This is a genomic window from Streptomyces sp. NPDC093544, assembly GCF_040683495.1.
In the GTDB taxonomy this organism is placed as follows: Bacteria; Actinomycetota; Actinomycetes; order Streptomycetales; family Streptomycetaceae; genus Streptomyces.
Window position 1 is genome coordinate 125,965 of record NZ_JBFBEA010000019.1, and the last position, 25,098, is coordinate 151,062.

A 25,098-nucleotide genomic window follows, 5' to 3' on the forward strand; every position below is an offset into this window, starting at 1 on the left:
GCGGTGATACTCGCCTCACTCGGGTCAACTCGGCTGTGATTCAACCGCGTTGAGGAGGCTGTGCGCCCCGCTCACCCGGCTGCCGGGCCCGGCGCCAGCGCCGCCAGGAGGTCCCCGAGACTCACCATCCCCACGGGCTGTCCGTCCTCGACGACCGGCAGCCGACGTACGGCGTGGTCGCGCATCAGCACGGCGGCGGCCGACACCGTGTGGTCCAGGCCGATGACCACCGGATCGCGGGTGCATACGGCCTCGGCGCTCATGGCCAGCGGATCGGCACCTTCGGCCACAGCGCGCAGCGTGATGTCACGATCGGTGAGAATCCCGATCACCTGGTGGTGGTCGACCACCACGACGTCGCCGACGTCCTGGTCGCGCATCAGCTGCGCGGCCTCCACGAGCGAGGCGTCCGGGCGCACCGCGACGACGCCTGGTGTCATGACTTCCTTGACGAGATCTGCCATGGCTGCTGGGCCTGCTTTCCTGTGTTCCCCGGCCCGAGGGCGCGGGGTGCGGGTACGTCGGCGTGACGACGCCCGAAGTACCCCTGAGCCGGACGCCCATGCCTTCGTGAACCCGGTGTTTGATCCGCCCCCGGCTGGGCAGGCGCAATCACAGTGCTTCGGACAGGAGGCACGTCCGTGGGAGCGGTGTATCACGCGCCCCGGGTGTGCCCGTCCGGCGTACGGATGCGCTCCCACGGTGACTGTCCAACCCAGGCACCTGTAAGGGAGTTGCGACGCATCATGCGAACTCAAGTGAGCGCGAAGCGCCATCCGCACGACGACGCCCCCGACACCGCGGAGTCGTTCCGCAGGCTCGCCGCCCTCCCTGCGGGCCAGCAGCGGGACGCGCTCCGCGAGGAGATCGTCGAAGCCTGGCTGCCGATGGCCGAACGGCTCGCGGGACGGTTCCGCAACCGTGGCGAGAGCCCCGACGACCTGCGTCAGGTGGCGGCGCTCGGCCTGGTCAAGGCGGTCGACCGCTACGACCCCGAGCTCGGCAACGCCTTCGAGAGCTACGCCGTGCCGACCATCACCGGCGAGATCAAGCGGCACTTCCGCGACCACATGTGGACCCTGCACGTACCGCGCCGCGTCCAGGACCTGCGCAACCGCGTGCGGTTCGCGAGCCAGGACCTGTCGGGGACCACCACGGGCCGCAGGCCCACCGTCGCCGAGATCGCCGAGCACGCCCAGATGAGCGAGGAGGACGTCAGGACCGGCCTGGAGGCCCTGGAGAGCTTCACCGCGCTCTCTCTTGACGCCGAACTCCCGGGCAGCGAGAACGGCTACTCACTCAGCGACGCCCTCGGATCGGCTGACCCGGCCCTGGACACCGTCATCGACCGCGAGGCCGTCAAGCCCCGTCTGCAGGCCCTGCCCGAGCGGGAACGCGCCATCCTCTACATGCGGTTCTTCAGCGACATGACCCAGAGCAGCATCGCCGAGGAGCTCGGTATCTCCCAGATGCACGTCTCCCGGCTGATCAGCCGCTGCTGCGACCGACTGCGCGAACAGGTCATGCGCGACGCCGTCTAGGGGACGCGCCCGCGGGAGGGGGTGCGCTGGTTCAACCGCGCCATCGCCAGGGCGATGTGACGGGACATCATGTCCATCGCCCGCGCCTCGGCCATCGACGGGTCCGGGCGCGGTCGTCAGTGGCACGCAGAGCAGCGACATCACGTTCGCCCGTACGAGGAAGGGGGCGTCCGAGGTGTCCCGGCCGAAGGCGTCCAGGTCCTCGGGACGCACCCGCAACGCCGTGGAACCGTCGCGTGCCGTCTCGACGACGAGAGGACACGCGGCGGGATCCCGCGCGGCCAGAGCCGCCACCACCTCGGCGTACTCCGATGGTTCAGGAACGTCCGACGGCGCCAGGACCGCCGTAGGGGCGATGGTCCGAGGACAGTCGTACGGGACAGACGCGCGGCCCCGGTGTCCACCACGACCCGGTCCGCGAACCGTTCGTGCAGCACCCCGGCCGCTCGTTCGGGCACCGCGGACCCCTCTTCGGCGGGCGCGCTCAGCAGCGTCGTGGTCATGGCGTCCACCAGGTCCATCAGCACCGCGTGCCGGGTCGTGTCGGTGAGGTTCGGTGCCGGGCCCGGAGTGCTTGCGCCCGACGGCATCCGGGAATCCGCGGGCTGCAGTACGACGAGGACGGCAGACCGCGGATCGCCGCTGAGCCGCAGAGATCCCGGTGTGGCACGCGGAGTGCGCGCCACACCCGGAGCCGAACGCGGTGTGGAGGGCTACGGCCGTCGCGTCAACGCCGGTCGCCGACCTCTATCAGCACCTTTCCGGGGTGGTCTTCCGTGCCGGCGGCCATGCCCATGACGAGATCTGGGAATTCATCGAGGCTGATCTGCCGGGACGCCAGCCTTTCAAGGGGGAATTCATGCGGATGCTGCGCGTGCAGCCGGTAACCCTCTTCATAGTCTTCCTTGAAGCACCCGTAAGCGCCCGATATGCTGAGCCGCTTCCCCCGGTACTCGACGGACTCGATTCGTTCGTTTCTGCGAATGGAGTCGACATCCGTCTGCCCGAGAGGGAATCGGTCGCCGTTCCGCGTACCGCCGTAGACGAGCACGACTGCCTCGTCGGCAGCCATGTCGGCGGCGATTTCCAGGATTTCCGCACTGGCAACGGTGGGCGCGACTATCACCAGGTCGAAATTGTCCGGGTGATTTTTCGTGTCTCCCAGTGGATATATCTCACCTTCGGTGAGAATTCTCTGTTCCCTCGCGAAAGCGCGTCGCATCTCACCACGATTGAACACCGAGATCGACGCCCCCAGGTGTCTCGCGTACATGGCGAACATGAGCCCCGCGCAGCCGGCGCCGATGATCCCCACCTTCTTGCCCTCAAGGGAATGCGCATTCGTGAGTTCGAGCAGCTTCTTTACGGCATGCACGATGCAGGCGAACGGCTCCGGCATCCAGACGTCGTTATGGATCTCCGGCTCCGGTACCCGCACGACGGCCTGTTCGAGCTGTTCTTTCGTGCCGTGTACGAAAATGTACTCGGCAAATCCGGTGGTGCGAGTCGGGGTGATGTTCGGGTTGAGGGTGACCACGTCACCTTCTTGAATTCCGGTCCCGGCGCCTGAAAAGGCCACAGTGCCGACCAGTTCGTGGCCGAAGAGCGGACCGCGGTCTCCCATGACGTCACGTGAACCGACTATCTCTTTGATGTCGGCCCGGCAGATCCCGATGTAGTGAGGCTTGATCACGACAGTGTCGTCGCCAAGCGTGTTCTCAGGGACGGCGTGCACACCGAGGCTTACTGTGCCGTCCCTGAGTGTGGTCGTTTCGTAGGTGGACGGAACGCTGGACAATTCAACTCCCGGGTTCGTGTCTGAGAGCGATACGGGCACGTACGCGTTCGATGTCGTGAGTGAGGCGTCGTGTGTCGCCGTCGCGGTAGTCGTTCTCGAGGACCAGCGCGTCGGGTGCGCGTTCCCGTGCCCGCAGGGCGGCGAGTGCCTCCCATACGTGGCCGTCTCCGTCTCCGAGCAGCTCCTGACCCACCACGCCGTTCGTGCCGTCCTTGAGATGGATCTGTGAAGCGAGCCACTCGTCGGTCGCCTTGATCAGCGCCAGAACGTCGAGACCAGCCACACGCGGGTTGTAAGTGTCGAGCAGCAGCCGGAAGGAGGGTGCTGCCACTTCCTCCGCCAGGGCCCGCGCGCGCACCGGCTCCAGGGCGTTCTCGTTGGCCAGGAGCAGTCCGCGTGCTTCCGCCTCCCGTGCTGCCCAGCCGAGCACGTCCGCGGTCCGCCGCAGATCCTGCATGTCGTTGATCGCGCTGCGGCGGAAGCTCGGTACGAACGCCAGTGGCGCCTCCAGGGCAGCGGCCGTGTCCAGCACCCGGATCAGGATGTGTTGGGCATGCAGCGCGTCCTGGCTGCCCGCCGGCGCCTTGAGTCCGATGTCGTTGAGCGTGTTGCCCGAGACCGCGAGCAGTTTCAGTCCGAACCGGGCACGGTCGTCCCGGAGCCGGTCCACGGTTCCCGCCGCGTCGAGCCATGCCCCTCTGCCCGGGCCGCCGAGGTCGAGTTGGAGACCCTCGGCGCCCACCCGGTGCGCCAGTTCGACAGCGCCGAAGTGATCCCCCGGCAGCCGCCACCCGGCAAGTCCCACGAGGGGGGACCATGTCACGACGCTGTCCTCGACGAGACCTTGCGGCTCTGGGACCGCGGCATCTTCTCGCGCGCCGGATACCAGGCACCCGCGTCGTCGACCACGAGGTGGGCACCGTGCAGTCCCGCACCGCCCGTTGCCGCCAACTCCCGGGCCAGCGGGGCGAAACTGGCCGGCCCCATGTAGGTGCTGTAGTCGAACCCCTGCGGGCGTCGGCGCCGGATCCCAGGGGTGTCGACCATGCCGGCCGGCAGGGCCTGCACGATGCTCAGCGCTTCCGTGCCGGACGCTTCGGCGGTTTCTTCCTGCGCGAGAGAATCGAGCAGGGCCGCGGCGGCCGCCTTCGAGGCGGCGTATCCGGATCGCCCCGGCCCCGCGTTGTAGACCACTTCGGAAGAGATCCCGAGAAACACTCCAGGAGAGTCGGCACGACGCAGTGCCGGGAGTGCCTGAGAGAGCGTCAGCCAGAGCCCGTGCAGGTTGACATCGATCTGCCGACGCCACTCCGCCTCGGTGCTGTCCTTGAACAGCGCTCGTCCGTCGCCGTAGTGAACCGCTGAGTAGCAGACCGCGTGCAGGGGCTCGTCGACAGCGGCCGTCAGGCTCTCGGTGACCTGGGCAGGGTCGGTGAGGTCCGTGGCCACCCAGCGGAGCCGGTCGGCGCCGGCTCCGACCGGCTCCGACCGGCTGAGCACCATGACGTCAAGGCCCGTATCGGCCCAGGCATCCGCGACGCCCCGGCCGATGCCTGTCGACCCGCCGACCACCAGCGCGCGGTGGCGGTTGCGACCATTCACTGTCACTGGGTCTCCCTAGGTGAAGGTGACACCGGCGCGAAACGCACCGCGAGTTTGATGAGCCGTGTCCCGGCGACGGTTCGCCTGCGGCTGACCGACAGGTCATTCATGATCCGGACGGCTTCGCGCGGTCCCACGACATGCGTCACCAGGTCGCGGTACAGCGCCGGGTCACGACGCAACTCGGCCGCCGCCTCGGTGAGATGATCGTTGGCCACACCGCGGTGACCTGTCAGGCGTACGCGTCGGCCTTCGGTGGTACGGACCTCCGTGAAGGCGGCCGGTACGGGATGTCCCGCACAGTTGGCGGCCCGGACGGCCGCCAGGTCGACTCCGGGCAGCAGCGCACTGGCGGCGCCGGGCGGAAGACCGCCGAACATGTCGACGGTCAGGTCGCCGCTGCCGAGGCGCAGCGCGGATTCGAGTGCGTGCTGCGTGCCGTCACGTGGCGTGGCGAGCAGCGCCGCCACCGGGCCTTCACCCAGCGGGGGCAGTCGCCCGTCTCCGCCGAGCAGCAACTCCGTACCTTCTACGGGGTGGTGGGTGCTCCATTCCACTCCCTCGGGGGTGTGATGGACAAGGAGGGTGCGTATGTCCTTCCCGAGCCACCGGCGAGCGGCTCGTACGGTGAGCTGCCCTATCGTGCCGTCGCCGTACACCACCAAGGTGCGCGGGCCCGCCATGGCAAGCAGGCCGAGGGCGTACCGGACCGCCGCGAGTGGCTCGATGAGTGTGCCGAGCACTGCTTCCGGCACACTGTCCAACGGCACGACGAGCCCGTCCCGCACCGCTGTCGCGGGGATGCAAGTACGTTCCTGCAGCAATCCGTCCACGTTGTGTCCGAGCAGGAAGGACGAGTCGGATCTGTGGGTCGGGTTGACCACGACCGCGGTGCCCGGGCGCAGGGAGTCAGGGACGCCCGTCCCCGCGGCGACCACATGGGCAATGCCTTCATGGCCGATCACCGGTGAGGGGTCGTCGCGCAGCCCGCGCAGCATCTGGATGTCGGTTCCGCACAGTCCTGCCACGGGTGTGGCCACCACCAGCTCACCGGGTGAGGGTGGCAGGCTGTGCCGTGAGCCCAGTCTGACCCTTCCTGCCTCCCGGACGATTGCCTGGTGACTCAGGATGTCCTCGGCTGCCCTCATGCCGGCACTCCGGAACATGCCGCGATCCCTGCCCCGGCCAGGCTGTCGGCCTCGCCCGGGCCGCTGACTGTGATGCGTTGTTCCAACCAGTCGGGACTCCGGTCGCTGGTCAGATACAACCCCTGCCGGGTGAGGTGTCCCATCAGGGCACGTCGGTAGTGGTGGCCGAGGCCGTGCACGACGCCGCCGGTCAGGACTGCCTCGTCGATCTCGGGGTCGAGGCACAACGCGGTGCGCAGGACAGCCGCGACGGGAGCGGTGGCCGCGTCGAGCAGTTCGACGGCCAGGTCGTCGTCCTCGTCCAGTGCACGGCGCAGCGACGGTTCGAATTCGGTGCCGCCGGTTGTCAGGAGACCAAGCCGTGAGGCCGCCCAGCGTTCCGGTGCCCGCTGTTGGAGGACTTCCGCCATCCGCGCCAGGCCAGGACCTGAGGCGTATGCCGAGAGATGCCCTGTCCTTCCGCAGTCGCAGTCCAGCTCGACGGGGCGTCCGGCGAGCTCGGCGTGGGCCGGCAGGTGGCCGATCTCGCCTTGGAGCCCGCAGATGTCGACCGGGATCAGGCCCTGTCGCTGGTCCATGACCCGGCACGCGATGCCGCTGCTGACAGTGGCCAGGAGGACTTTGCGGTGTCTGCTGCGGCTGGGTGCCGCGGCGGCATGAAGGAGGGCGGCCGTGACATCGTTGACGATGTGCCAGTGGACGTCGGGTCGCCGGGACGTCAGGGCGGCCCGCAGGCTGTACGGCTCGCTGTGCCCACCCCACAGGGGCGCCGAGGCGTAGACGGTGCCGGAGCGATGGTCGAGCGCCGCCCCGAACGAGATCCCGACGACGGCGTCCCGTGTCTCGGCCACCGCGTCGCACAGCTCCCGGACCATCATGGCCTGGAGCTCGGCGACCGTGGTGCCGGGGAAGCGTTTGAAGCTGGGGGAGGGGCGCGAGGTACGGGCACGCAGCTCTCCCTCGCGTAACCACCAGGCCTGGCGGATGTGTGTTCCGCCGACATCCAGAACCGTGATGGCTGCGCTCATATCGTCGCGCCGACGAGTTCACCCTCTGTGGACGTCTTCCAGGCGCCGATGAACTCCAGCGCCCGGCCGAGCTCCTCCGGAGCGAGGTCGTTGACGAAGACGACGGAGCCGATGCCCCGCGTCAGGGGGACGCGCTGGTACCCGTCGCGGTGCTTGACGGCGTCCGCGAGGGATTCTTCGAGGAGTGCCTGGGTGAAGATGGGATGCGAGATGGGGAGCTCGAAGCCGACGAGCAGCCTCAGCGCACGGCCGGTGTCGCTCTCCGAGAGGTGTCCTCGCAGGTGGGCGAGTGCGAGGCAGATCGCCATGTCGACGGCGACAGCTTCGCCGTGAAGGAGCGGAGGGTCGGCGCGCAGTTCCAGGGAAGGGCTGAAGGTGTGGCCGTAATCGACGGATCTCTCCAGCACCTGCTCCCACAGGTTGGGTTCGAGCTCGTCGAGCATTCCGGAAATCGCCCGGGACAGGACGTCGCTCAAGGTCGAGCCGCAACCGGCCAGGGTCTCCGGGGTGACGGTGCCGACCACCGTCTCGAGGAGTTCGAAGAGAGCCGCGTCCTTCACCAGGGCCATCTTGATGATCTCGGCCATGCCGTTCGCCACGTGCCGCGGGGGGATGGTGCGGAGGAACTCCGGGTCCATCAGGGCGAGTTCCGGTGCGAAGTAGGATCCCAGGCGGTTCTTGTGGTGCTCGTAGTTGATGCCGGTCTTGACCCCGATGCCGGCGTCGATCTGACCGATCAGCGTGGTGGGAATGCGGACGTAGGGCACGCCACGGCGGTACATGCTCGCAGCGAAGCCGACAATGTCCAGGGCGACACCACCGCCGACGGCGATCACCTTCTCGGCACGGCGCAGGATCCCCATCCGTGTCATGGCCTCGGTGACGCTGACAGCCTGCTCAAGGTACTTCGCCTCCTCGTCCCCCTGGATGGTCTGCCAGGTCGCTTCGATCTGCCAGTGCTCGAAGTACGTCTCGAACCTCTCCCGGTACAGGGTCTCGACAAATGAATCGATCACCAGGAGGCAGCGGAACGGACGCCCCTGACCGCCTCCGCAGGCACGGGCGAGGGTGGGGTTGTCGAGGTCCAACAGACCGCGCACCATGCTGACGCCGTAGGCGATGGGCTGTTTGGCCCGAACGTTCCAGTGCAGTCCGGGCGGCTTGGGAAGGTCAGCACCCGGGTTCAGACCGGCAGGCCGGGACATTGCGGGAGTGGACATGGCAAGACCTCCGTGAGCGTTGAGTCACTAGGGGTACGCGGCGTCGTCTTGATCGGGAATCCACACAGATGTCGTCATGAGCGGTCACGGTGACACGGACGGGGGCAAACCGCGGGGCCTGGCGTGGCCCGTGGCGAACCACCCGTCGCGGCGGGCCCGTCAACACGGAACGCTAGAGCGTCACCCGCATACGCTGCAATGTGAGTGGGGTCACAATGCATGCATTCAGATGCATGTAAATTGCTTGCGCCTCGCCGGAATCAAAGAAGCGGCCCCGGCCGCAGGCGGGTGCCTGCGGCCGGGGCCGCTTCGGGGGGTGCCGGGGTACTCAGTCCATCGGTATCGCCGGTTCGTACCTCAGCCTGGCGACGACCGAGGCCGTGGAGTCGTCCAGCGCCGCCGCGTCCAGGGCTTCGGCCAGGGCCTTGCGCAGGGTGCTCTGTCCCGTCTTGGTGAGCAGTCTGCCCGCCTCGGTGACCTGCACGTCCACGCCTCTTCTGTCGTCAAGGGCGCTGCGACGTACCACCCACTGCGCCTCCTCGAGCCGGGCGACCATCCGGCTGACGGACGACTGGTTGGCCCCCAGGGCCTTGACGAGATCGGAGATCCGAAGGGTGCCGTCCCGCTGCTCCGACAGGGAGAGCAGGAGGAGCAGTTCACCCATGGTGACCCCGTGGCTGCGGATCAACCGCCTGCCGGCCGTTGAGTTGACCTGCTCCGTCAAGCGCGCAAGCTGCCGCCAGAGGGCAATCTCGTCTCGTCCACTTGCCGGTCCCCAAGTCGCCATTGACGTGGCCCTTCACTGAGTCCTACGAGCGTTGCGCTGACCAACCGTCCGTCGCTGCACAGCGTAACTCCTTGCGGCAGTTGACCACACCCTCATGTTCGGCCATGATTTGCATGCAATCGCATACATCATTAGCGATCGGCTTCCCCTACGAAAGGCTCGGATCGCCATGCCACTGCCCCTACTGGCCCTGATGCTCGGGGTCTTCTGTGTGGGCACCGCCGAGGTCGTCATCGCCGGGATCCTGCCCGAGATGTCGGCCGACCTGAACGTGTCCATCCCCATGGCCGGCCTGCTGGTCACCGGCTACGCGCTGGGCGTGACCATCGGTGGTCCGATCATCACCATGCTGACCACGAAGCGGTCCCGGAAGGCCCTGCTGCTCAGTCTGATGGGCATCTTCATCGCAGGAAATCTGGTCGCGGCGCTGGCCCCCAACTACTCGATGCTCATGGGGGCGCGCATCTTCACCTCGATGAGCCATGGCACGTTCGCCGCCGTGGCCTGGCACGTTGCCGCTCTCATGTCCCCGCCGGACAAGCAGGCGACCGCCATGGCCAAGATCGCACTGGGCTTCAACTTCGCCAACGTGCTCGGATCTCCCATCGGGACTTTCATCGGCCAGCAGCTGGGCTGGCGATCCACCTTCGTCTTCATCACGATCTTCGCTGTAGTGGTCACGCTTCTCATCTTCAAGTTCGTGCCGAGAGGTCTGACCACCGAGAGTGGGGAGGCCGAGGAAAGCGTCCCGCTGCGCGAACAGTTGAAGGTGTTCCGCAACGGGAGTCTCCAACTCTCCATGCTGATCACGGTGCTTGCCCAGGGAGCGGTCTTCACCACGTCGACGTACCTGGCCCCCCTGCTTCGCGACGTGGGTCACTTCGCGGCTGCCATGGTGGGCGTCTTGCTGGTCGTCTTCGGAATCGGATCGGTGCTGGGCAACATCCTGGGCGGCAAGGCCGCGGACGCCAACGTCATGCGCGGAGTGCTGCGTGCCCAGGCCGCCCTCCTTGTCGCACTCCTGCTCCTCTGGTTCGCCATCCCTCATCAGCTCCTGGCGGTCATCGCGCTCTTCCTGTTCGGTGCCGCCGGTTTCTCCATCATTCCGGCGCTCCAGGCGCGGATTCTCTCGGTGGCTTCCGCGGCGCCGGCCCTCGCGCTCTCCGCCAACGTGTCCGCGTTCAACCTGGGGAACGGGCTGGGGGCATGGCTCGGTGGCACGACCATCGACCTCGGCTTCGGTGTCCGAGCCGTCACCTTGACCGCGGCCCTCGCCACCTCGATCGCGCTGGCCCTCTCGCTGGCCATGTGGGCCCGTGGGCGTCGTGAGTCTCCGGAACTTCCGGTGCTCGACGTGAGCACCGCCGACGCCGCGCTTTCCCAGAAGACGCCGTAATCCGACGCGGAGTGGCCTGAGCGGGGTTCCACCATATTGCGGTGCCGGTGGACAGTGCGGTTGAGGCCGCGGTAGCTCTTCAGCGCCTTCAGGGCCGGGCTCGGGTTTACCCCGGGCCCGGCCCTGAACGCGTAGGTGGACGCGGTCTGTTCCGCCTGCGCCAGGCCACTCTCGACAATCAAAAATAAGTAACGCTATGTTATGTGTGCTGCACTCCAAGGCACCGATGCGAAGCGCTTCCGGACCAGCTAGGGGGAACCGCCTTGCCACCGCTTTACCTTGCCCGCGGCGAAGCAGTCGTAGGTGCCACGCCTGGGCCCTTTACCTACCCTCGCAGGACGAAGCCGACGGAGGCCCTCCTCGCCTGTCGGCGCCGGACCGCGCTCCACGAATGCCGGACCGTTCCGGCACGGGCGTGGAGGAAGGGGCACCGCACTCCCGTGCTCGTCGGCTTTCAGTACGCCTGAATGCCCCATCGCGTGTCGTTCGGCTTCGGGTCCCGCTCAGTGCACATCGGCGCATCAGCACGGCGCTGCGCGGAGAAGCGAGGGCTTTCGCAAAGACCTCCTGCGGCAGTGTCCGGAAGTGGATCTTGTGAGGCCACGCCGATCGGTGGTCCAATGACGCCCCGCGCCGAACCCTCTCCAACTGTTGTGCGGCACTCCGTAACTCGCATCCGGAACAACAAAGCCATCAGTGGGGGGACTTCTCATGTACGACGCTCCGCGGACAGCACGGTCCGGGAGGTCCGTCACTTCACCGCAGGCCGCGTTGCCCGCCCCGCGGAACGCCAGTGTCCTCGGCGAGCTGTCCGGGGCGCTCTTCGCCCAGCTGCCCCGTAGCGACCAGCGGCTCAGAGGGGACCAGTATCTGCGCGGACTGGTCGCGGTGGAGGGCCGCAAATCGGTCCGGAACATCGCCTCTCAGGTCGGCGGCCCTGAACTGGCGCAGAGCCTGCATCACTTCATCGCCTCATCCACGTGGGACTGGGAGCCGCTCGCCTCGGCCCTTCGACGCTATGCCGACAACGAATTGCGGTTCGCCGCCTGGGTGGTGCGATCGGTGCCGATCCCCAAGGGAGGGGCGCATCGCCTCAACCAGGCGGTCCCTGACGACAAGTCCGGCCCGCGATCGTCCAGGGGGCAGCAGGCCATCGGAGTGTGGGGGGTGGCCAAGGACGTCACCGTGCCCGTGAAGTGGAACCTGCTTCGTGACGGCGAAGACATCGCTGAGCGCGCCGCGGCGGCAACTCTGGGATTCGACCGGCATCCGGTCGGGCCTCGACCGGTCGTTCTGGATATCCCCGGCGCTGATCTGCGTCCGGTTTTCGATCGGTACATGGCGGCGGGCGCGCCCCTGCTCGCCGCCGTACCCGCCGATCTGCCGCTGGGTCAGGGGCCGGGGTGGGCACGCCGTTCGCTGCCTGCTGCTCGGCTGCTTCGGCAGAACGGCATGCTTCGGCGTCCGGCGGAGTGGACGGACCCGGCGACGGGCCTCGTGTGCACCAGCCTGATCGCCGGTGTTCGTGTGGAATGGGGCGGCCGCCCACTGTTGCTGCTGGGGCAGTGGGAATCCGGAGTGGGACAGCCGGTCCACTGCTGGCTCACGAACCTGACGGCGACCCCCCTGGGGGTTCTGCTGCGTCTCGCCAAACTCCCGCAGCGTGCCGAGCGGGATTTCGCCAGTTCCGCCTCACATGTCGGGACCTTCGACTACGAGGGACGAAGCTCCGAGGGCTGGCACCGGCACATGACCTTGGCGGCTGCCGCGCACGTCGCTCAGGTGATCGCCGCTGCCAGGGCGCGTGTGCGCCCGTGGAGCCAGTGCATGGCCTCGATGGAGCAGTTGGACTATTCGCTTCAATCTGAACGAATCGGACGTGGCGTTGTCTAAACATTCTTCCTCGATCTATGTCACGTCCCCGCAAGGATCTGACACAAGTCGCTTGATCGAATCGCCCGAGATGCTTCCATGCGCCCATCATCGGAGCATGCGAATTCTGGTTGCTGGTGGTGGCATCAGCGGTCTGGCCACAGCGGTTGCTCTGGGACGGCGAGGGCATCACGTTCTTGTGCTGGAGCAGCGACCGGTCTTCACCGAGAGCGGGGTGGGGGTTCGGTTGGTTCCTCGCGCCTTCCAGCTGCTGGACCAACTCGGAGTGGGGGACGCTGTACGGGAACGGTCGCTGGCGATCGACGAATTCCACGTCATGGACGGCTCGACCGGGGAGCGGGTCACCTCCGCGACGTTGCCCACCTGTCGCGGCCGGTCGTACTCGGCGCACGCGACAGCTCACCGGCTGGACGTGTATGAACCGCTCCTCGAAGCCTGCTGGGACCTGGATTCCGTTCAACTGTGCACAGACAGCCGCGCGGTCGGCTATACCCAGCACGGTGAATCGGTGGTTGTCGCGCTCGCCAACGGACGAACGGTGACGGGGGATGCGCTGATCCTCGCCGATGGTGTCCGTTCCCTCGCCCACAACGACGCGGAATGGGCCGGTGTGATCCCGGAAGCGGAAATCGCGGTCTATCACACCGTCATTCCCATGGAATCGCAGGCCGGCCCATGGGGAGAGGCCGCGGCTACTTCCTGGGTGGGGACCGGCTGGCATTTATCTCACTACCCTTTGCCTGATTACCAGTACCTGAGTATTTCCGCCACAAGACATCGTCACACCGGTGCCGGCCTCTTCGGCGCACGATTGGATCTGGAGCACGTGCTGGCAGCGTTTCCGGAGATCGGATACGCCGCCCGCAACGTCCTTACGATGGGCGAGTATTGGCGGGCATGGACGGTTCGCAGGCAGCAGGAAACGCCGCGTTGGGCGTCCGGCAGGATCGCACTGGTCGGTGACACCGCGCATCCGGCACGTCTGCTTGAGGATTCGGGCGTACATCATGCGTTGGAGGACGCCGTCGCACTCGGCGAGTCGGACTCGCCGGGTGCGGGTGTGAGGAGCTGGCTCGCTGATTACCACGCTCGACGTGGTGAGCAGGTGCGCCAGGTTCATGCGGAAGCCGGACCCGGGCAACCTGAGGGGCCTCGCGTTCCTCAAGCGGCGTCCGACTGTTGATCTCACGCGTGCCCGAGCGGTCACGGCTGGGTGTGACGAAGCCCGAAGTGGGCCACCGCAACGGGGCGCGCTCGCCGCGCTCAGGCGAGAACCGCGCCATCGACGAGCTCGTGGCCTTTTGGCGAGACACGCTGAGGTCGAGGCGCAGCGCACCTGACAACTGGCTTGCGACCGGCCTGCACCACAGTGCGGACGTCGGCGGGCCGTGCGCCGATGGCTGCGATGGCGAGGTCTCGTTCGAGGCGGTTGACGCTGAGCCCGTGCCGGAACGGGCTGTACGCGGACTTCCGCCGCCCGTACCGGCGGCTCCGGGCTGACACCGGCCCGCAGCCTCTGCAGCTTCCGGCCCGGAGCCCTGGAAGACGCCCCGCACGGACCTGTCCGTGCGCTCGGCGACCTCGCCGCGAGCTGCCTGGTCCGCGACCGCTTCTACCGTGCCGCGCGCACCGAGCTCGACCAGCGGGGCGCTGCGCTGCGCTCCCGGCCCGTCGTCGACCAGGCCCGCGGCATGGTCATGCATGTGCTGGGCTGCGGCGGGTGTGGAGAAGCGAGGCCGCGGCCTGAGGCGGGAGCTGGTCCCGCTGTCCAACTGAGGGGCAACGGGGGAGTAGCCGAGGAGCAGCGACCGAGAGACACCCCGAACGGCAACTGAAGGTCCCCCACCGTCACCCACCCGGCGGTGCGGGTAGCGCGAATGGTGCCCGGCGGCGGGCGGCCGCCGCCCCGGCGGGCTGTGATGGGCTCAGGGGCGCGACGGCCGTGCCCCTTCAGCGCCCCGCCGAAGGAGCCCAACCCATGCGCCGTACCGCCCGTGTCCTGTCCGCCACCGCCCTGGCCGGTGCCGCCCTGGGGGCCGCCGCCTCGGCCGCGTACGCGGACCCGGCCGCGGAGGTCACCCCGAGCTCCGTCGAGGCCGGCGGCACCGTCACCATCTCCGTCACCTGCGACGCGATCAGCGGCGCTCCGCCCGACTTCATCGAAGCCACCTCGCAGGGCTTCGAGGAGGGCAAGGTCCAGCTGCGCCGGGTCACCGGCAACGAGGAGACCGTAGCGGGCGCCGCGTACAGCGGTACGGCCCGTATCCCGCCCGGTGGGGGCGGCGGGAGCGGCGGGAGCGGTGGGAACGGCGGCGGCGGAGACGGGAACGGCGGAGACGGCGGGACCTTCGACGGCGACAGCGACGGCGACGTCGGCGGCCACAGCAACGCGGTGGGTTCCGAGTCCGAGTGGGGCGTCGACGGCGCGTGCCCCGTGGCATCCGGCGGCCGCGAGGAACAGTGGACCGCGTCGTACACCGTGGCCCGGGGCGACGCCACCGCCCGCGACACGGTGGAGCGCCCCGCCCCGGTCCAGCGCGGCGTCCGCGCCGGTGAGGGCGGCGCCTTCACCGACTCCCTCCCGGCCCTGATCACCGGCGGTGTCCTGATCACCGGCGCGCTGGGCGCGGCCGTATACCGCCTGCGGACCAAGGACGCGTCGGTAAACAGCTGACACGTCATCCGACGTACCGATGACGACCCTCACCCGCCCACAGACCTGAGCACGACCCCGGCACTGCACTGCACCACCGAATGCACGGAATGCGCGGAGGCACCCATGCGGCGGACGGATCCGGAAGGGCACGGGCCCGTCCGCTACGGGCCGCCGCTTCCCGATCAGGGTCTGCCCGTGCTGCCGGAACTGCGTGCCGTGCTCGCCGCCGCGGCGGACCGGGCCGACACCGAGCCCGCGGGCGGCGGACCGGCGCTCCTCGAAGCGGCCTGCGGCTACTGGGCCCGGCGGGGACTGCCCACCGCACCGGACAGGGTGGCCGCCGCACCAGGCGCCCCCGCTCTGCTCCTCGCGCTGACCGGCGCGCTCGGCGGCGACGTCCTGGTGCCGCGGCCCTGCGCCGCGTGGTGGACGCCGCAGGCACGCCTGCTGGGAAGATCCGTGTTCCATGTGGCGACGCCCGCGGAGTGCGGCGGCGTACCGGATCCGTACGCCCTCCTGGAGACCGTACGAAGGGTGCGCGCCGAAGGCGGCGACCCGCGGCTGCTCGTGCTCTCCGTCGCCGACGACCCCACCGGTACCGTCGCGCCTCCCGAGGTGGTCCACGAGACCGTCGAGGCCGCGGTGGGCGAGGGACTGCACGTCGTCAGCGACGAGACCTGGCGCGACACCCTGCACCAGCCGCAGGACACCGTGCTGGTCAGCCCCGCCGAGATGCTCCCCGGCGAGGTCACCGTCCTCATGGATCTCGCCGGCTCCTTCCTGCCGCAGGGCTGGCCGGCCGCCGTCGCCCGCTTCGCCGACAACGACTCCGGTGTCCGGCTGCGCGCCCGCGTCCTCGACGTACTCACCGTGCTCGGTGCCCGGGTCGCCGAACCCGTCGCCGCGGCCGCCGCGTACGCGCTCGGCGAGCCCGACGCGATCACCGGGCGGCTCACGGCCTCCGTACGCCTCCACGCGCGCGTGGCCGCCGCCGCGCACCACGCGGTGGTCGGCTCGGGCGCCCTCGCGCGGCCTCCGCGGGCCGGCAGGCACCTGTACGTGGACCTCGGACCGCTGCGCTCCGCGCTCGGCGCGCACGGTGTGGGCGACGCGCAGGATCTGGAGGAGTTCCTGACCGTCCGGCTTGGCCTGCCCACGCCGGGCGGCCACCGGTTCGGCGACGAACTCGCGGCGCTCCGGGTGCGGCTGGCCACCGCGCCGCTGCTCGGTGCGACGGACGAGGAGCGGGCGGAATGCCTCACGTCACCCTCGCCGTTGGAACCGCCGCATGTGCAACACGCGTTGACCTTGTTGGAGTCGGCCTTCGACGATCTCCGAGATGACGCTCAGCGATGGGAGCCTCCTCGATGACGCAGCAGTCCGAGTCGACCACGAGCAGCTCTACGACATCCACGACCACGCGGGACGAGGATGACCCGGCGTCCTTCCTGGCGCCTGCCCTGGCCTCGGCGCAGCCCGGTGCCGGTGCCGGTGCTCCCCCGTCTCCTCTGTCCCCACTGTCTCCTCCCGTTCCGCTCGCCGAGCCCCGTCCGCTCGGCGAGAGGCGTGTCTGGCCGCGGTCCTTCGTGGACCGGCTGACGGCGCCGCTGCCGGGGCTGCGGGCTCTCGCCCGGTTCGCCCGCGAGGGCGCGCTGCGGCCGGGGCCTGACGCGCTGGCCGACATCCCCGCGTTGCCGTTCGAACCCGGGCCGCTGCCGCGGGTGGGTGTGCACACCGTCGCCGTCTCCTGGGCCGGGCACGCGAGTTGGGTCATCCGCGTCGGCGGGCTCACCGTCCTCACCGACCCGGTCTGGTCCCGCAAGATCCTCGGTACCCCGGCCCGGATCACGCCCGTCGGCGTGGCCTGGAGTGCGCTGCCGCGCGTCGACGCGGTCGTCATCAGTCACAACCACTACGACCACCTGGACGCGCCGACCCTGCGCCGACTCCCGCGCGACACACCGGTGTTCGTACCGGCCGGGCTTGCGCGCTGGTTCAGGCGCCGCCGGTTCACCCAGGTCACCGAGCTCGACTGGTGGGAGGCGGCCGAACTGGACGGTGTCCGCTTCGACTTCGTCCCCGCCCACCACTGGTCCAAGCGCAGCCTCACCGACACCTGTCGCACGCTCTGGGGCGGCTGGGTCCTCACCGCACCCGACGGACAGCGGGTGTACTTCGCGGGCGACACGGGATACGGCCACTGGTTCGCCCACATCGGCCGGCGCTATCCGGGCATCGACCTCGCGTTGCTCCCCATCGGTGCGTATGACCCCCGGTGGTGGCTGAGTGATGTGCACTGTGACCCGGAGGAGGCGGTCCGCGCCGCCGTCGATCTGGGGGCCCGGCGGATGGCGCCCATGCACTGGGGCACGTTCGTCCTTTCCGCCGAGCCGGTACTCGAACCGCTGACGCGGGTCCGGGCGGCCTGGGAGAAGGCGGGGCTGGACCGGGAGGACTTGTGGGATCTGGCGGTGGGGGGATCTCGGGTTCTGGGGTGATTGCGGATGTCGGGTGACTGCGGGTTGTTCCGGGTTGCTCGCGCAGTTCCCGGCGTCCCTGGCGTGCCGCACGTCTGCCGTGCTCCGCCGGCTGGCGTGCTGCGCTCCTGCCGGGCCGCGTCGCCTGCCGGGTGCGCCTCGCCCTACTGGGGCGCGGTCCTGCGCACCCGGCGCCACACGCCCGGCAGCAGGCTGATCACCACCGTCAGGACCACCGCCGCCACGACGCCCTCCCAGGGTTCGCTGAAGAGGGAGCCGCCCGCGACGCCGATGAGTTGGTAGGTCGCCGCCCAGGCCAGGCAGGCGGGGATGTCGCCGCGGGCGAAGGTGCGCAGGGGCATCTTCGCCATCAGGCAGGCGAGCATCACCGGGATACGGCCGGCCGGGACGAGGCGGGAGAGGACCAGTACGGCGATGCCGTGGTCGCCCAGCTTCTCCTGGGCCTGGGCTAGGCGGTCCTCGGGGGCGCGGGAGCGGAGGGCCTCCAGCCAACGCGAACCGTTCTTGGAGCCCATCCCGCGCTGCCCCAGCCAGTACAGCGCGACATCGCCGAGGAACGCGGCGAGCGCCGCCACCACGAAGATCAGCAGCATCGCGAACGGCGCCGTCTGGTGAAAGGCCACCACGGCCGCCGAACTGACCAGCGCACCGGTCGGCACCACCGGCACCAGCGCGCCGATCAGCACCAGCAGGAAGAGCGTGGGATACCCGATCGCCTGCTGTGCGGTCTCCGGCGCCGTGGTCGAGGTCGCGGCCAGGAAACTCACCGGACCACCTCCGGACGCGCACACAGCCGCGCGACCCCTGAGGCAGCCGGGGCGGATATGACCATCACTTCGCGCCCGAGGCCACGGCGGTCGGAGACCGTCACCGTGCGACCTCCGGCCGCACACTCTCGCCGTGGCCGAGCAGGTGCACCGCGACCTGGGGCGCGCGTTCGGCGGCGAGGCGCACGAACTCCTCGCCCGGCGCGTGGAATTCATGGGGGCGCACGGCGTCCATTCCGATCGGCCAGTACGTGCCGTAGTGCACCGGCACAGCGCTGCGTGGCATCAGTCGGGCGAGCGCCTCGGCCGCGCGCCCCGCGTCCAGGTGTTCTTCCCCGAGATGCGGCCCCCATCCGCCGACCGGCAACAGAGCCACGTCGACCGGTCCGACTTCCTCGGCCATCGACTCGAACAGCCCGGTGTCCCCGGCGAAGTAGGTGCGCGCCTCACCCTCGACCACGAACCCCAGTGCGGGCACCCGGTGCGGACCGAGCGGCAGCCGCCGCCCGTCATGGCGCGCCGACACGGTACGTACGACCAGGTCACCGACGTCCGTCCGGTCGCCGGGTGCCACCTCGGTGAGCACCAGGTGGTCCAGCCGGCGCAGCGCCGGCACCGCGCGCGGCGCACCCCGGGGCACGAGTACGCGCGTCCCGGGCGCGAGCCGCGCGAGCGAGGGCAGATGCAGATGGTCGGAGTGCAGATGCGACACGAGCACCACGTCGGCCACCGCGGCCGACGGCGGGGGCGGCGCCCCGCGCCTGCGCCTGAGGTGTGCGAGCCGGCGCGCGAAGAGCGGGTCCGTAAGCACGCGCGTGCCGGAGTCCTCCAGCGTGCAGGTGGCATGGCCCCACCAGGTGATCTCCACCGGCACTTCTTTGCCTCCTTCGCGCGACTCCCCCCGAGCCTACGGGCAGGAGTAGGGTCGGCGACGAAACCCGGAGGTGAGGGGGGACACCATGGGAGAAGCGCGCGGTGCCACCGGCACGCACGCCCTCAGGTTCCCGCCCGGCGGGGCAGCACCCCTCTCGTTGCGCGTGACGGCGATCGCGAGCCTCACGCCCCTGGAGGAACTGGACGCGGACCCGTTCCTGGTGGACTCCCGCAGCCAGCACGCGATGTGCGCCCGCTGGGCCGCCGAACACGGCTACGTCGTCACCCGCGAACTTCTCGTACGAGGTCTGCGCCCCGACCACCGCACCCTGTGGGCCGACGTCGAGGCGGGCCACGTCGACCTGTTCGTCGCGCCCAGCCACCGTGTCCTGGAGCGCGCCCTCGCCTCGGTCGACGAGTTCACCGCCGAGTGCTTACGCCGCGGCGTACGGGTCGAGACCGTCGGCAGCGCGGAACCCTCGTACGACGCCCAGATGAAGGCCCGGGTCCACCGCCGCCTCTCGATGCCGACCGCGGGGTACGACGGCCGCTGAGCGACAGGGCCCCGCCGGGCGGCAGGGTCCGCAGCGTCCGCCGAGCTGCTGAGCCGCTGACCTGCGATCCGTTCTGTGACCTTGAGACGATCGGCCGTGTCGGTCCGTTGTGACAGGGTGGAAGCAGGCCTCGCGGACCGGGCGGGCCGGGACGTGAGGTGGGCAGGGCGTGGGCGGCGGGGGTTGGCGGCGGGTTCTCAGCGGGCTGTGGCGAAGTATCGCGGTGTGGGCCGTGTCCACGGTCACGATGCTCGTTCTGGCCGGTGCGCTGCCCGACTTCGAACTGCGGACGGACACCGGTGACAGCGCCACGCAGATAGCGGTAACGGCGGGGGTCGGCGCGGGCGTCTTCGGCCTGCTGTCGTCGTTGGTGTGGCCCCTGCTCGTCAGGGCGCTGCTGCTGGTGCCCGCGCTCGTGCTCGGGCTGCTCGTCTTCTTCCTCAACGGGTCCTTGTTGTTGATCGCCCTGCGGATCAATCCCTCCGGGCGGGGCGAGGCCGCGCCGGAGACCGCCGTGGTCGTCGCCGCGGTGATGTCCGCCGTCGCCTCGGCCACCGGTGGTGCCCTCGCCGTACGGGACGACGACGCCTACCGGCGCAGGCTGTATAGGCTCGCCGACCGACGCCGCAGACGCGCCGACGGGCAGGCCGGCCCCTCGACCCCCGCCGCCCTCTTCCTCCAGCTCGACGGCGTCGGTCACGACGTACTGCGGGAGGCCGTCGGGAAGGGACTCATGCCGACCGTGGTGCAGTGGCTGGGCAGCAGCAGGCCGAGCGCCCGCGCCTCCCACCGGCTCATCCACTGGCGCACCGACTGGTCCAGTCAGACCGGCGCCAGTCAGCTCGGCATCCTGCACGGCAGCAACCACGACGTCCCGGCCTTCCGGTGGTACGAGAAGGACAGCCAGGAGGTCATGGTCTGCAACCGGCCCAGCAGCGCCGCCGAACTCCAGCGCCGGGCCGTCGAGCACACCGGCGACGGGGGACTGCTCACCGTCGACGGCGCCAGCCGCGGCAACCTCTTCAGCGGCGGCGCCGACCAGCTGGCCCTCGTGCTGTCCATGGCCGCGAGGCGGGGTAAGGAGAACCGCTCCCGGTCCGGCTACTTCGCGTACTTCATCGACCCCGCCAACGCCGTCCGCACCGCCATGTCCTTCGTCGCCGAGGTGTTCCGGGAGATCGGCCAGTCCACCCGGTGCCGTGCCAGGAAGCAGCGTCCGCGCGTCAACCGCGGCGGGCTGTATCCCTTGATCCGCGCCTTCGCGACCGTCGTCGAGCGGGACGTCGTCGTCGCCGCGGTCATCGGCGACATGCTCGCCGGGCGCAATTCGGTCTACGCCGACCTGGTGGGGTACGACGAAGTGGCGCACCACTCCGGGCCGCGCAGCCGCGACGCGGAGAAGGTCCTGGCGCGCCTGGACCGCTCGCTCGCGCTGATCGCGAAGGTCGCCGAGCACGCCCCGCGGCCGTACCGCATCGTGGTGCTCTCCGACCACGGCCAGAGCCCCGGGGAAACCTTCCAGACCCGCTACGGACTCACCCTCGGCAACCTGGTCCGCGCCGGCTGCGGGCTGCCCGTGCCACGCAAGGTGCGGCGTACTCATAGCGGCGCCGAGGCGCGGGCGGCGGTGCGGGCCGCGCTGCGCAGGCCCGTCGAGGAGGGCGGCGAACAGCACCGGCCCTCCCGCCGCTCCGAGCCCATCGTGCTGGCCTCCGGCAACCTGGGGCTCGTCTCCTTCCCCGACGTGCCGCACCGGATGAGCCGGGAGGAGATCGACCGGCGCCATCCCGCGCTGCTGTCGACGCTCGCCAACCACCCCGGCGTCGGCTTCGTCCTCGTACGCAGTGAGAAGTACGGCGGACTCGTCCTCGGCGCGCACGGAGCGGAGGTTCCGGTGGACGAGCTCGACGACGAACACCCGGGCCCGCTGGCCGACTTCGGCCCCGGCGCCGCTGACGCCGTACGCCGGACCCACTCCTTCCCGCACGTCGCCGACATCATGGTCAACTCCTGGTACGACCCCGGGGAGGGCGAAGTCCTCGCCTTCGAGGAGCAGATCGGCTCGCACGGCGGACTCGGCGGCGCCCAGGGACGGCCCTTCCTGCTGTCGCCGACCGCGCTGTCCCTGCCGGTCGAGGACGGCGCCGAACTGGTCGGTGCGGAGCAGTTGCACCACGTATTGCGGCGGTGGCTGCGCGAGTGCGACGGGCCTCAGGTGCCGCTGACGGCACGGCCGAACGAGCGGGCCGCGTAGGCACGCGCCTGGGACGCGCGCCGGAAAATTGGGCTGCGGTGAGCGGCTGCCGGGCACACACTGGCCGCATCGGACACCGCGCACCTGCGCGTCCTACTCGAACACCCCTGGAGCCACTGCGTGCAGGCAGCCGTCACCGTCACTCCCGCCCGTATACCGGAGCTGCTGCTCGGTCTCGCGACCGTGCGGCCGGTCTTCATCTGGGGTGCTCCCGGCATCGGAAAGTCCTCCCTGGTAAGGGAGTTCGCCGAGTCGCTGGGTCTGGAGTGCGTGAGTCTGCTCGGTACCCAGCTGGCGCCCGAGGACCTCATCGGGGTCCCGCAGATCCGTGACGGGCGCTCGGTGTTCTGCCCGCCGGAGTCGATCGCCCGCGACGAGCCGTACTGCCTGTTCCTGGACGAGCTGAACGCGGCGACGCCGGACGTCCAGAAGGCGTTCTACTCGCTGATCCTGGACCGCCGTATCGGCAACTACGAGCTGCCGCAGGGCTCGATCGTGATCGGCGCGGGCAACCGCGCGACGGACAACGCGCTGGCCCGGCCGATCTCCTCCGCGCTGATCAACCGCCTTGCCCATGTGCACCTTGAGGCGTCCCCGAAGGACTGGCTCGTGTGGGCCGCCGCCAACGACATCCACCCGTGGATCCTGGACCACCTCACCGACCGCCCCGACCACCTGTGGTCCAAGCCGCCCAAGACGGAGGAGCCCTTCTCCACGCCCCGCTCCTGGCACATGCTGTCCGACGCCCTGCGCTCCTTCGGCCCGGCCCTCGACGAGGACACCCTGAGGGTGATCGCGCACGGCACGCTGACGCCCGCCCACGCGGTCGCCTTCTGCGGCTACGTCAAGATCGTGCGCAGCCGGTTCGGCATCGAGGCCATCATCAAGGGCGAAGCCCGCTGGCCCAGCCGTCTTGAGGACCGCGACCTGCTCTACTACCTCGCCGAGTCCTTCCGCGGCCGCCTCGTCAAGGAACTGCCCGCCAGCAAGGAGCACACCTCGGAGCATGGGCGCCAGACCGCGTTCCGCGCCAAGTCGCTGCTCGTACAGCTCGCCGAGATCTCCGTCGAGGTCGCCCAGAGCGTCATCGCGTCCGACGTCGACGGCAACCCCGTACTGCCCGCGTGGTTCCTGGTGGAGGCGGCGCGCGACATGCCGCGCCTGGTGGAGGCCCGGCGGTGAGCCGCAAGCACAAGCAGGGCGACAAGGAGAAGCCGGATCCGGCCGCCGAGGCCTTCGCGGAGGGGATGCGGCTGGTGCGGGCCAACCGCGCGCTGGCCGCCATCGGATTCAGTACGTGCCGTACGAAGAACTGCGAGGCGAGCCCTCGTGACGGCCTCGTCCGCGTCGACTCCAGCGGCGTGCTGCATATGCACCCCACCCGCCGTGCGGAGCCGGCCGAATGGGCCTGGGCCGCCGCGCACGGCATCATCCACCTCGGCTTCGGCCATGTCCCGGCGGCGACCGGCGACCGTCAGCAGCCCGACCGCTTCGACCTCGCCGCCCGCTGCGCCGTGGTCAACCGCTTCCTGCTCGGCTTCCCGGTGGGCCTGACCCCCGAGGACCTGCCGGCCTCCTACCCCGACGGCGACGAGGAGCAGCTCGCCGCGCGCTGGCGCCGCGACGGGATTCCGGCGGCGTACGAGCGGTGCGGTACGGCGGGCGGTGAGCCGGACCAGCTCCTGGTGACCTGGCACACCTGGAGCGGTGGCACCGCGCCCGACTGGCAGCTGGCCTTCGCACAAGCGCTGACCCGGACCATGGCCGCCGCGATGGACATGGCGGGCGGCCGCCGCGCCTCCATGCGCGGCGGCCCCACCCGGCTGCAGCCCTGGGAGAAGGCACTGAGCTGGTTCGTGTCCTCCTACCCCCTCCTCGGCGGCATCGCGGCCGGCATCACCGTCGTAGCCGACGCCGAGCTCGCCCGCGCCCACGGCATCTCCATCGCCGCCGTCAACGCGGAGGCGGCCGAGATCTACATCAACCCGCTGCGCGAATTCGACGACGAGGAATGGCGGTTCGTCCTCGCCCACGAGATGCTGCACGCCGCCCTGCGCCACAGCGACCGCTGCGGCACCCGCGACCCGTATCTCTTCAACATCGCCGCGGACTACGTCATCAACGGCTGGCTGTGCGAGATGCACGTCGGCTCGATGCCCGAAGGGCTGCTGTACGACCAGGAGTTGAGGGATCTGTCGGCGGAGGAGGTGTACGACCGGATCGCGCAGGACCTGCGCCGGATGCGCCGCCTGTCCACACTGCGCGGCAAGGGTGTCGGCGACATGCTCGGCGGCCCGCTCGGCTCACCGCGCGACTACGTGGACCTCGACGAGTTCTACCGCCGGGGCCTCGGCCAGGGCCTTGACCTGCACCAGCGGCAGGAGCGCGGGTTCCTGCCCGGCGGCCTGGTCGAGGAGATCCGCGCGCTCAGCCATCCGCCGCTCGCCTGGGACGCCCAACTGGCCCGCTGGTTCGACGAGTTCGTGCCGCGCCCCGAGCCCCTGCGGACGTACGCGCGTCCCTCCCGTCGCCAGGCGGCGACCCCAGACATTCCGCGCGCCGGCCGCTACTTCCCGCCCGAGGAGATCGCCCGCTGCACCTTCGGCGTCGTCCTCGACACCTCAGCCTCGATGGACCGCACCCTGCTCGGCAAGGCACTGGGCGCCATCGCCTCGTACGCCGAGGCCCGTGACGTACCGGCCGCGCGCGTCGTCTTCTGCGACGCCGCCCCGCACGACGCCGGCTATCTGCCGGTGACGGAGATCGCCGGGCGGGTCCGGGTGCGCGGGCGCGGCGGTACGGTCCTGCAGCCGGGCATCGATCTGCTGCACCGCGTCGACGACTTCCCGCCGGGCGCGCCCATACTGGTGATCACGGACGGCTGGTGCGACGTCCTGCGGGTACGGCGCGAGCACGCGTACCTGATTCCGCAGGGCGCGCGGCTGCCGTTCACCGCGCGGGGGCCGGTGTTCCGGGTGAGTTGAGCGGGCGCGGGCCCCATCAACTGGGTGGTCCGGGCGGAGGTGTGATCGGATGGGGCATACGGAACCCCGGTAACGGGACCACACCCGAAAGGACTCATC

Annotated in this window: 21 protein-coding genes; 11 read left to right on the top strand and 10 right to left on the bottom strand. The window is 69.9% G+C overall.

Going from position 1 to position 25,098, the window contains the following annotated elements; all coding sequences use genetic code 11:
• Nucleotides 1–71: 71 nt before the first annotated feature.
• Nucleotides 72–464 carry a CBS domain-containing protein gene (locus tag AB0N66_RS27940; protein WP_365440057.1) on the bottom strand — a complete coding sequence of 131 codons (393 nt, stop codon included), beginning with the start codon at nt 462–464 and terminating at the stop codon, nt 72–74.
• A 282-nt stretch (nt 465–746) separates the two neighbouring features.
• On the opposite strand from AB0N66_RS27940, the gene AB0N66_RS27945 reads away from it, so the two are divergent.
• The gene (locus AB0N66_RS27945) at nt 747–1,541 is read left to right on the top strand and encodes an RNA polymerase sigma factor SigF (RefSeq protein ID WP_365440059.1); all 795 of its coding nucleotides are present in this window, start codon (nt 747–749) and stop codon (nt 1,539–1,541) included.
• Between the two features lie 727 nt (nt 1,542–2,268).
• Here the strand turns inward: AB0N66_RS27945 and AB0N66_RS27950 are convergent.
• From AB0N66_RS27950 to AB0N66_RS27980, 7 genes are all read right to left on the bottom strand, one after another.
• The gene (locus AB0N66_RS27950) at nt 2,269–3,339 is read right to left on the bottom strand and encodes an alcohol dehydrogenase catalytic domain-containing protein (protein WP_365440061.1); all 1,071 of its coding nucleotides are present in this window, start codon (nt 3,337–3,339) and stop codon (nt 2,269–2,271) included.
• A 1-nt stretch (nt 3,340) separates the two neighbouring features.
• Nucleotides 3,341–4,162 (bottom strand): TIM barrel protein, encoded by an 822-nt coding sequence (locus AB0N66_RS27955; RefSeq protein WP_365440062.1) that lies wholly within the window; start codon nt 4,160–4,162, stop codon nt 3,341–3,343.
• On the bottom strand, nt 4,159–4,947 hold the full coding sequence (locus AB0N66_RS27960) for an SDR family NAD(P)-dependent oxidoreductase (protein WP_365440064.1): 789 nt from the start codon (nt 4,945–4,947) through the stop codon (nt 4,159–4,161). The genes AB0N66_RS27955 and AB0N66_RS27960 overlap by 4 nt, the downstream gene beginning before the upstream one ends.
• Nucleotides 4,944–6,089, bottom strand: coding sequence for an alcohol dehydrogenase catalytic domain-containing protein (locus tag AB0N66_RS27965; RefSeq protein WP_365440066.1), 1,146 nt, complete (start codon nt 6,087–6,089; stop codon nt 4,944–4,946). Before AB0N66_RS27965 ends, AB0N66_RS27960 begins: the two co-directional genes overlap by 4 nt.
• Complete coding sequence (locus AB0N66_RS27970) at nt 6,086–7,117, bottom strand: ROK family protein (RefSeq protein ID WP_365440068.1); 1,032 nt, start codon at nt 7,115–7,117, stop codon at nt 6,086–6,088. Before AB0N66_RS27970 ends, AB0N66_RS27965 begins: the two co-directional genes overlap by 4 nt.
• Nucleotides 7,114–8,337, bottom strand: coding sequence for a sedoheptulose 7-phosphate cyclase (locus AB0N66_RS27975; RefSeq protein WP_365440070.1), 1,224 nt, complete (start codon nt 8,335–8,337; stop codon nt 7,114–7,116). The genes AB0N66_RS27970 and AB0N66_RS27975 overlap by 4 nt, the downstream gene beginning before the upstream one ends.
• A gap of 328 nt (nt 8,338–8,665) precedes the next feature.
• Nucleotides 8,666–9,001, bottom strand: coding sequence for a MarR family transcriptional regulator (locus tag AB0N66_RS27980; protein WP_365440072.1), 336 nt, complete (start codon nt 8,999–9,001; stop codon nt 8,666–8,668).
• A 292-nt stretch (nt 9,002–9,293) separates the two neighbouring features.
• Between AB0N66_RS27980 and AB0N66_RS27985 the strand changes: the two genes are divergently transcribed.
• From AB0N66_RS27985 to AB0N66_RS28010, 6 genes are all read left to right on the top strand, one after another.
• Complete coding sequence (locus AB0N66_RS27985) at nt 9,294–10,520, top strand: MFS transporter (RefSeq protein WP_365440073.1); 1,227 nt, start codon at nt 9,294–9,296, stop codon at nt 10,518–10,520.
• A 771-nt stretch (nt 10,521–11,291) separates the two neighbouring features.
• Nucleotides 11,292–12,413: a transposase gene (locus tag AB0N66_RS27990; RefSeq protein WP_365440075.1), complete on the top strand. Its 1,122-nt coding sequence runs from the start codon at nt 11,292–11,294 to the stop codon at nt 12,411–12,413.
• A 97-nt stretch (nt 12,414–12,510) separates the two neighbouring features.
• Complete coding sequence (locus AB0N66_RS27995; RefSeq protein WP_365440076.1) at nt 12,511–13,596, top strand: FAD-dependent monooxygenase; 1,086 nt, start codon at nt 12,511–12,513, stop codon at nt 13,594–13,596.
• Between the two features lie 795 nt (nt 13,597–14,391).
• Nucleotides 14,392–15,087, top strand: coding sequence for a hypothetical protein (locus AB0N66_RS28000; protein WP_365440078.1), 696 nt, complete (start codon nt 14,392–14,394; stop codon nt 15,085–15,087).
• Between the two features lie 105 nt (nt 15,088–15,192).
• Nucleotides 15,193–16,440: an aminotransferase class I/II-fold pyridoxal phosphate-dependent enzyme gene (locus AB0N66_RS28005; protein WP_365440080.1), complete on the top strand. Its 1,248-nt coding sequence runs from the start codon at nt 15,193–15,195 to the stop codon at nt 16,438–16,440.
• Nucleotides 16,437–17,567: an MBL fold metallo-hydrolase gene (locus AB0N66_RS28010; RefSeq protein WP_365440082.1), complete on the top strand. Its 1,131-nt coding sequence runs from the start codon at nt 16,437–16,439 to the stop codon at nt 17,565–17,567. The genes AB0N66_RS28005 and AB0N66_RS28010 overlap by 4 nt, the downstream gene beginning before the upstream one ends.
• 143 nt (nt 17,568–17,710) lie before the next feature.
• Here the strand turns inward: AB0N66_RS28010 and AB0N66_RS28015 are convergent, their stop codons facing one another.
• Together AB0N66_RS28015 and AB0N66_RS28020 are read right to left on the bottom strand one after the other, a co-directional pair.
• The gene (locus AB0N66_RS28015) at nt 17,711–18,334 is read right to left on the bottom strand and encodes a VTT domain-containing protein (RefSeq protein WP_365440084.1); all 624 of its coding nucleotides are present in this window, start codon (nt 18,332–18,334) and stop codon (nt 17,711–17,713) included.
• Nucleotides 18,335–18,434: 100 nt separating this feature from the next.
• Nucleotides 18,435–19,208 (bottom strand): MBL fold metallo-hydrolase, encoded by a 774-nt coding sequence (locus tag AB0N66_RS28020; RefSeq protein WP_365440086.1) that lies wholly within the window; start codon nt 19,206–19,208, stop codon nt 18,435–18,437.
• 85 nt (nt 19,209–19,293) lie between these two features.
• Here AB0N66_RS28020 and AB0N66_RS28025 point away from each other — a divergent pair, with 85 nt between their 5' ends.
• The 4 genes from AB0N66_RS28025 (at nt 19,294) to AB0N66_RS28040 (ending at nt 24,999) form a co-directional block, all read left to right on the top strand.
• Nucleotides 19,294–19,761, top strand: coding sequence for a hypothetical protein (locus AB0N66_RS28025; protein WP_365440088.1), 468 nt, complete (start codon nt 19,294–19,296; stop codon nt 19,759–19,761).
• Between the two features lie 169 nt (nt 19,762–19,930).
• Nucleotides 19,931–22,015, top strand: coding sequence for a phage holin family protein (locus AB0N66_RS28030; protein ID WP_365440090.1), 2,085 nt, complete (start codon nt 19,931–19,933; stop codon nt 22,013–22,015).
• A gap of 120 nt (nt 22,016–22,135) precedes the next feature.
• The gene (locus AB0N66_RS28035; RefSeq protein WP_365440092.1) at nt 22,136–23,197 is read left to right on the top strand and encodes a MoxR family ATPase; all 1,062 of its coding nucleotides are present in this window, start codon (nt 22,136–22,138) and stop codon (nt 23,195–23,197) included.
• Nucleotides 23,194–24,999: a hypothetical protein gene (locus AB0N66_RS28040; RefSeq protein ID WP_365440094.1), complete on the top strand. Its 1,806-nt coding sequence runs from the start codon at nt 23,194–23,196 to the stop codon at nt 24,997–24,999. Before AB0N66_RS28035 ends, AB0N66_RS28040 begins: the two co-directional genes overlap by 4 nt.
• Nucleotides 25,000–25,098 lie beyond the last annotated feature (99 nt).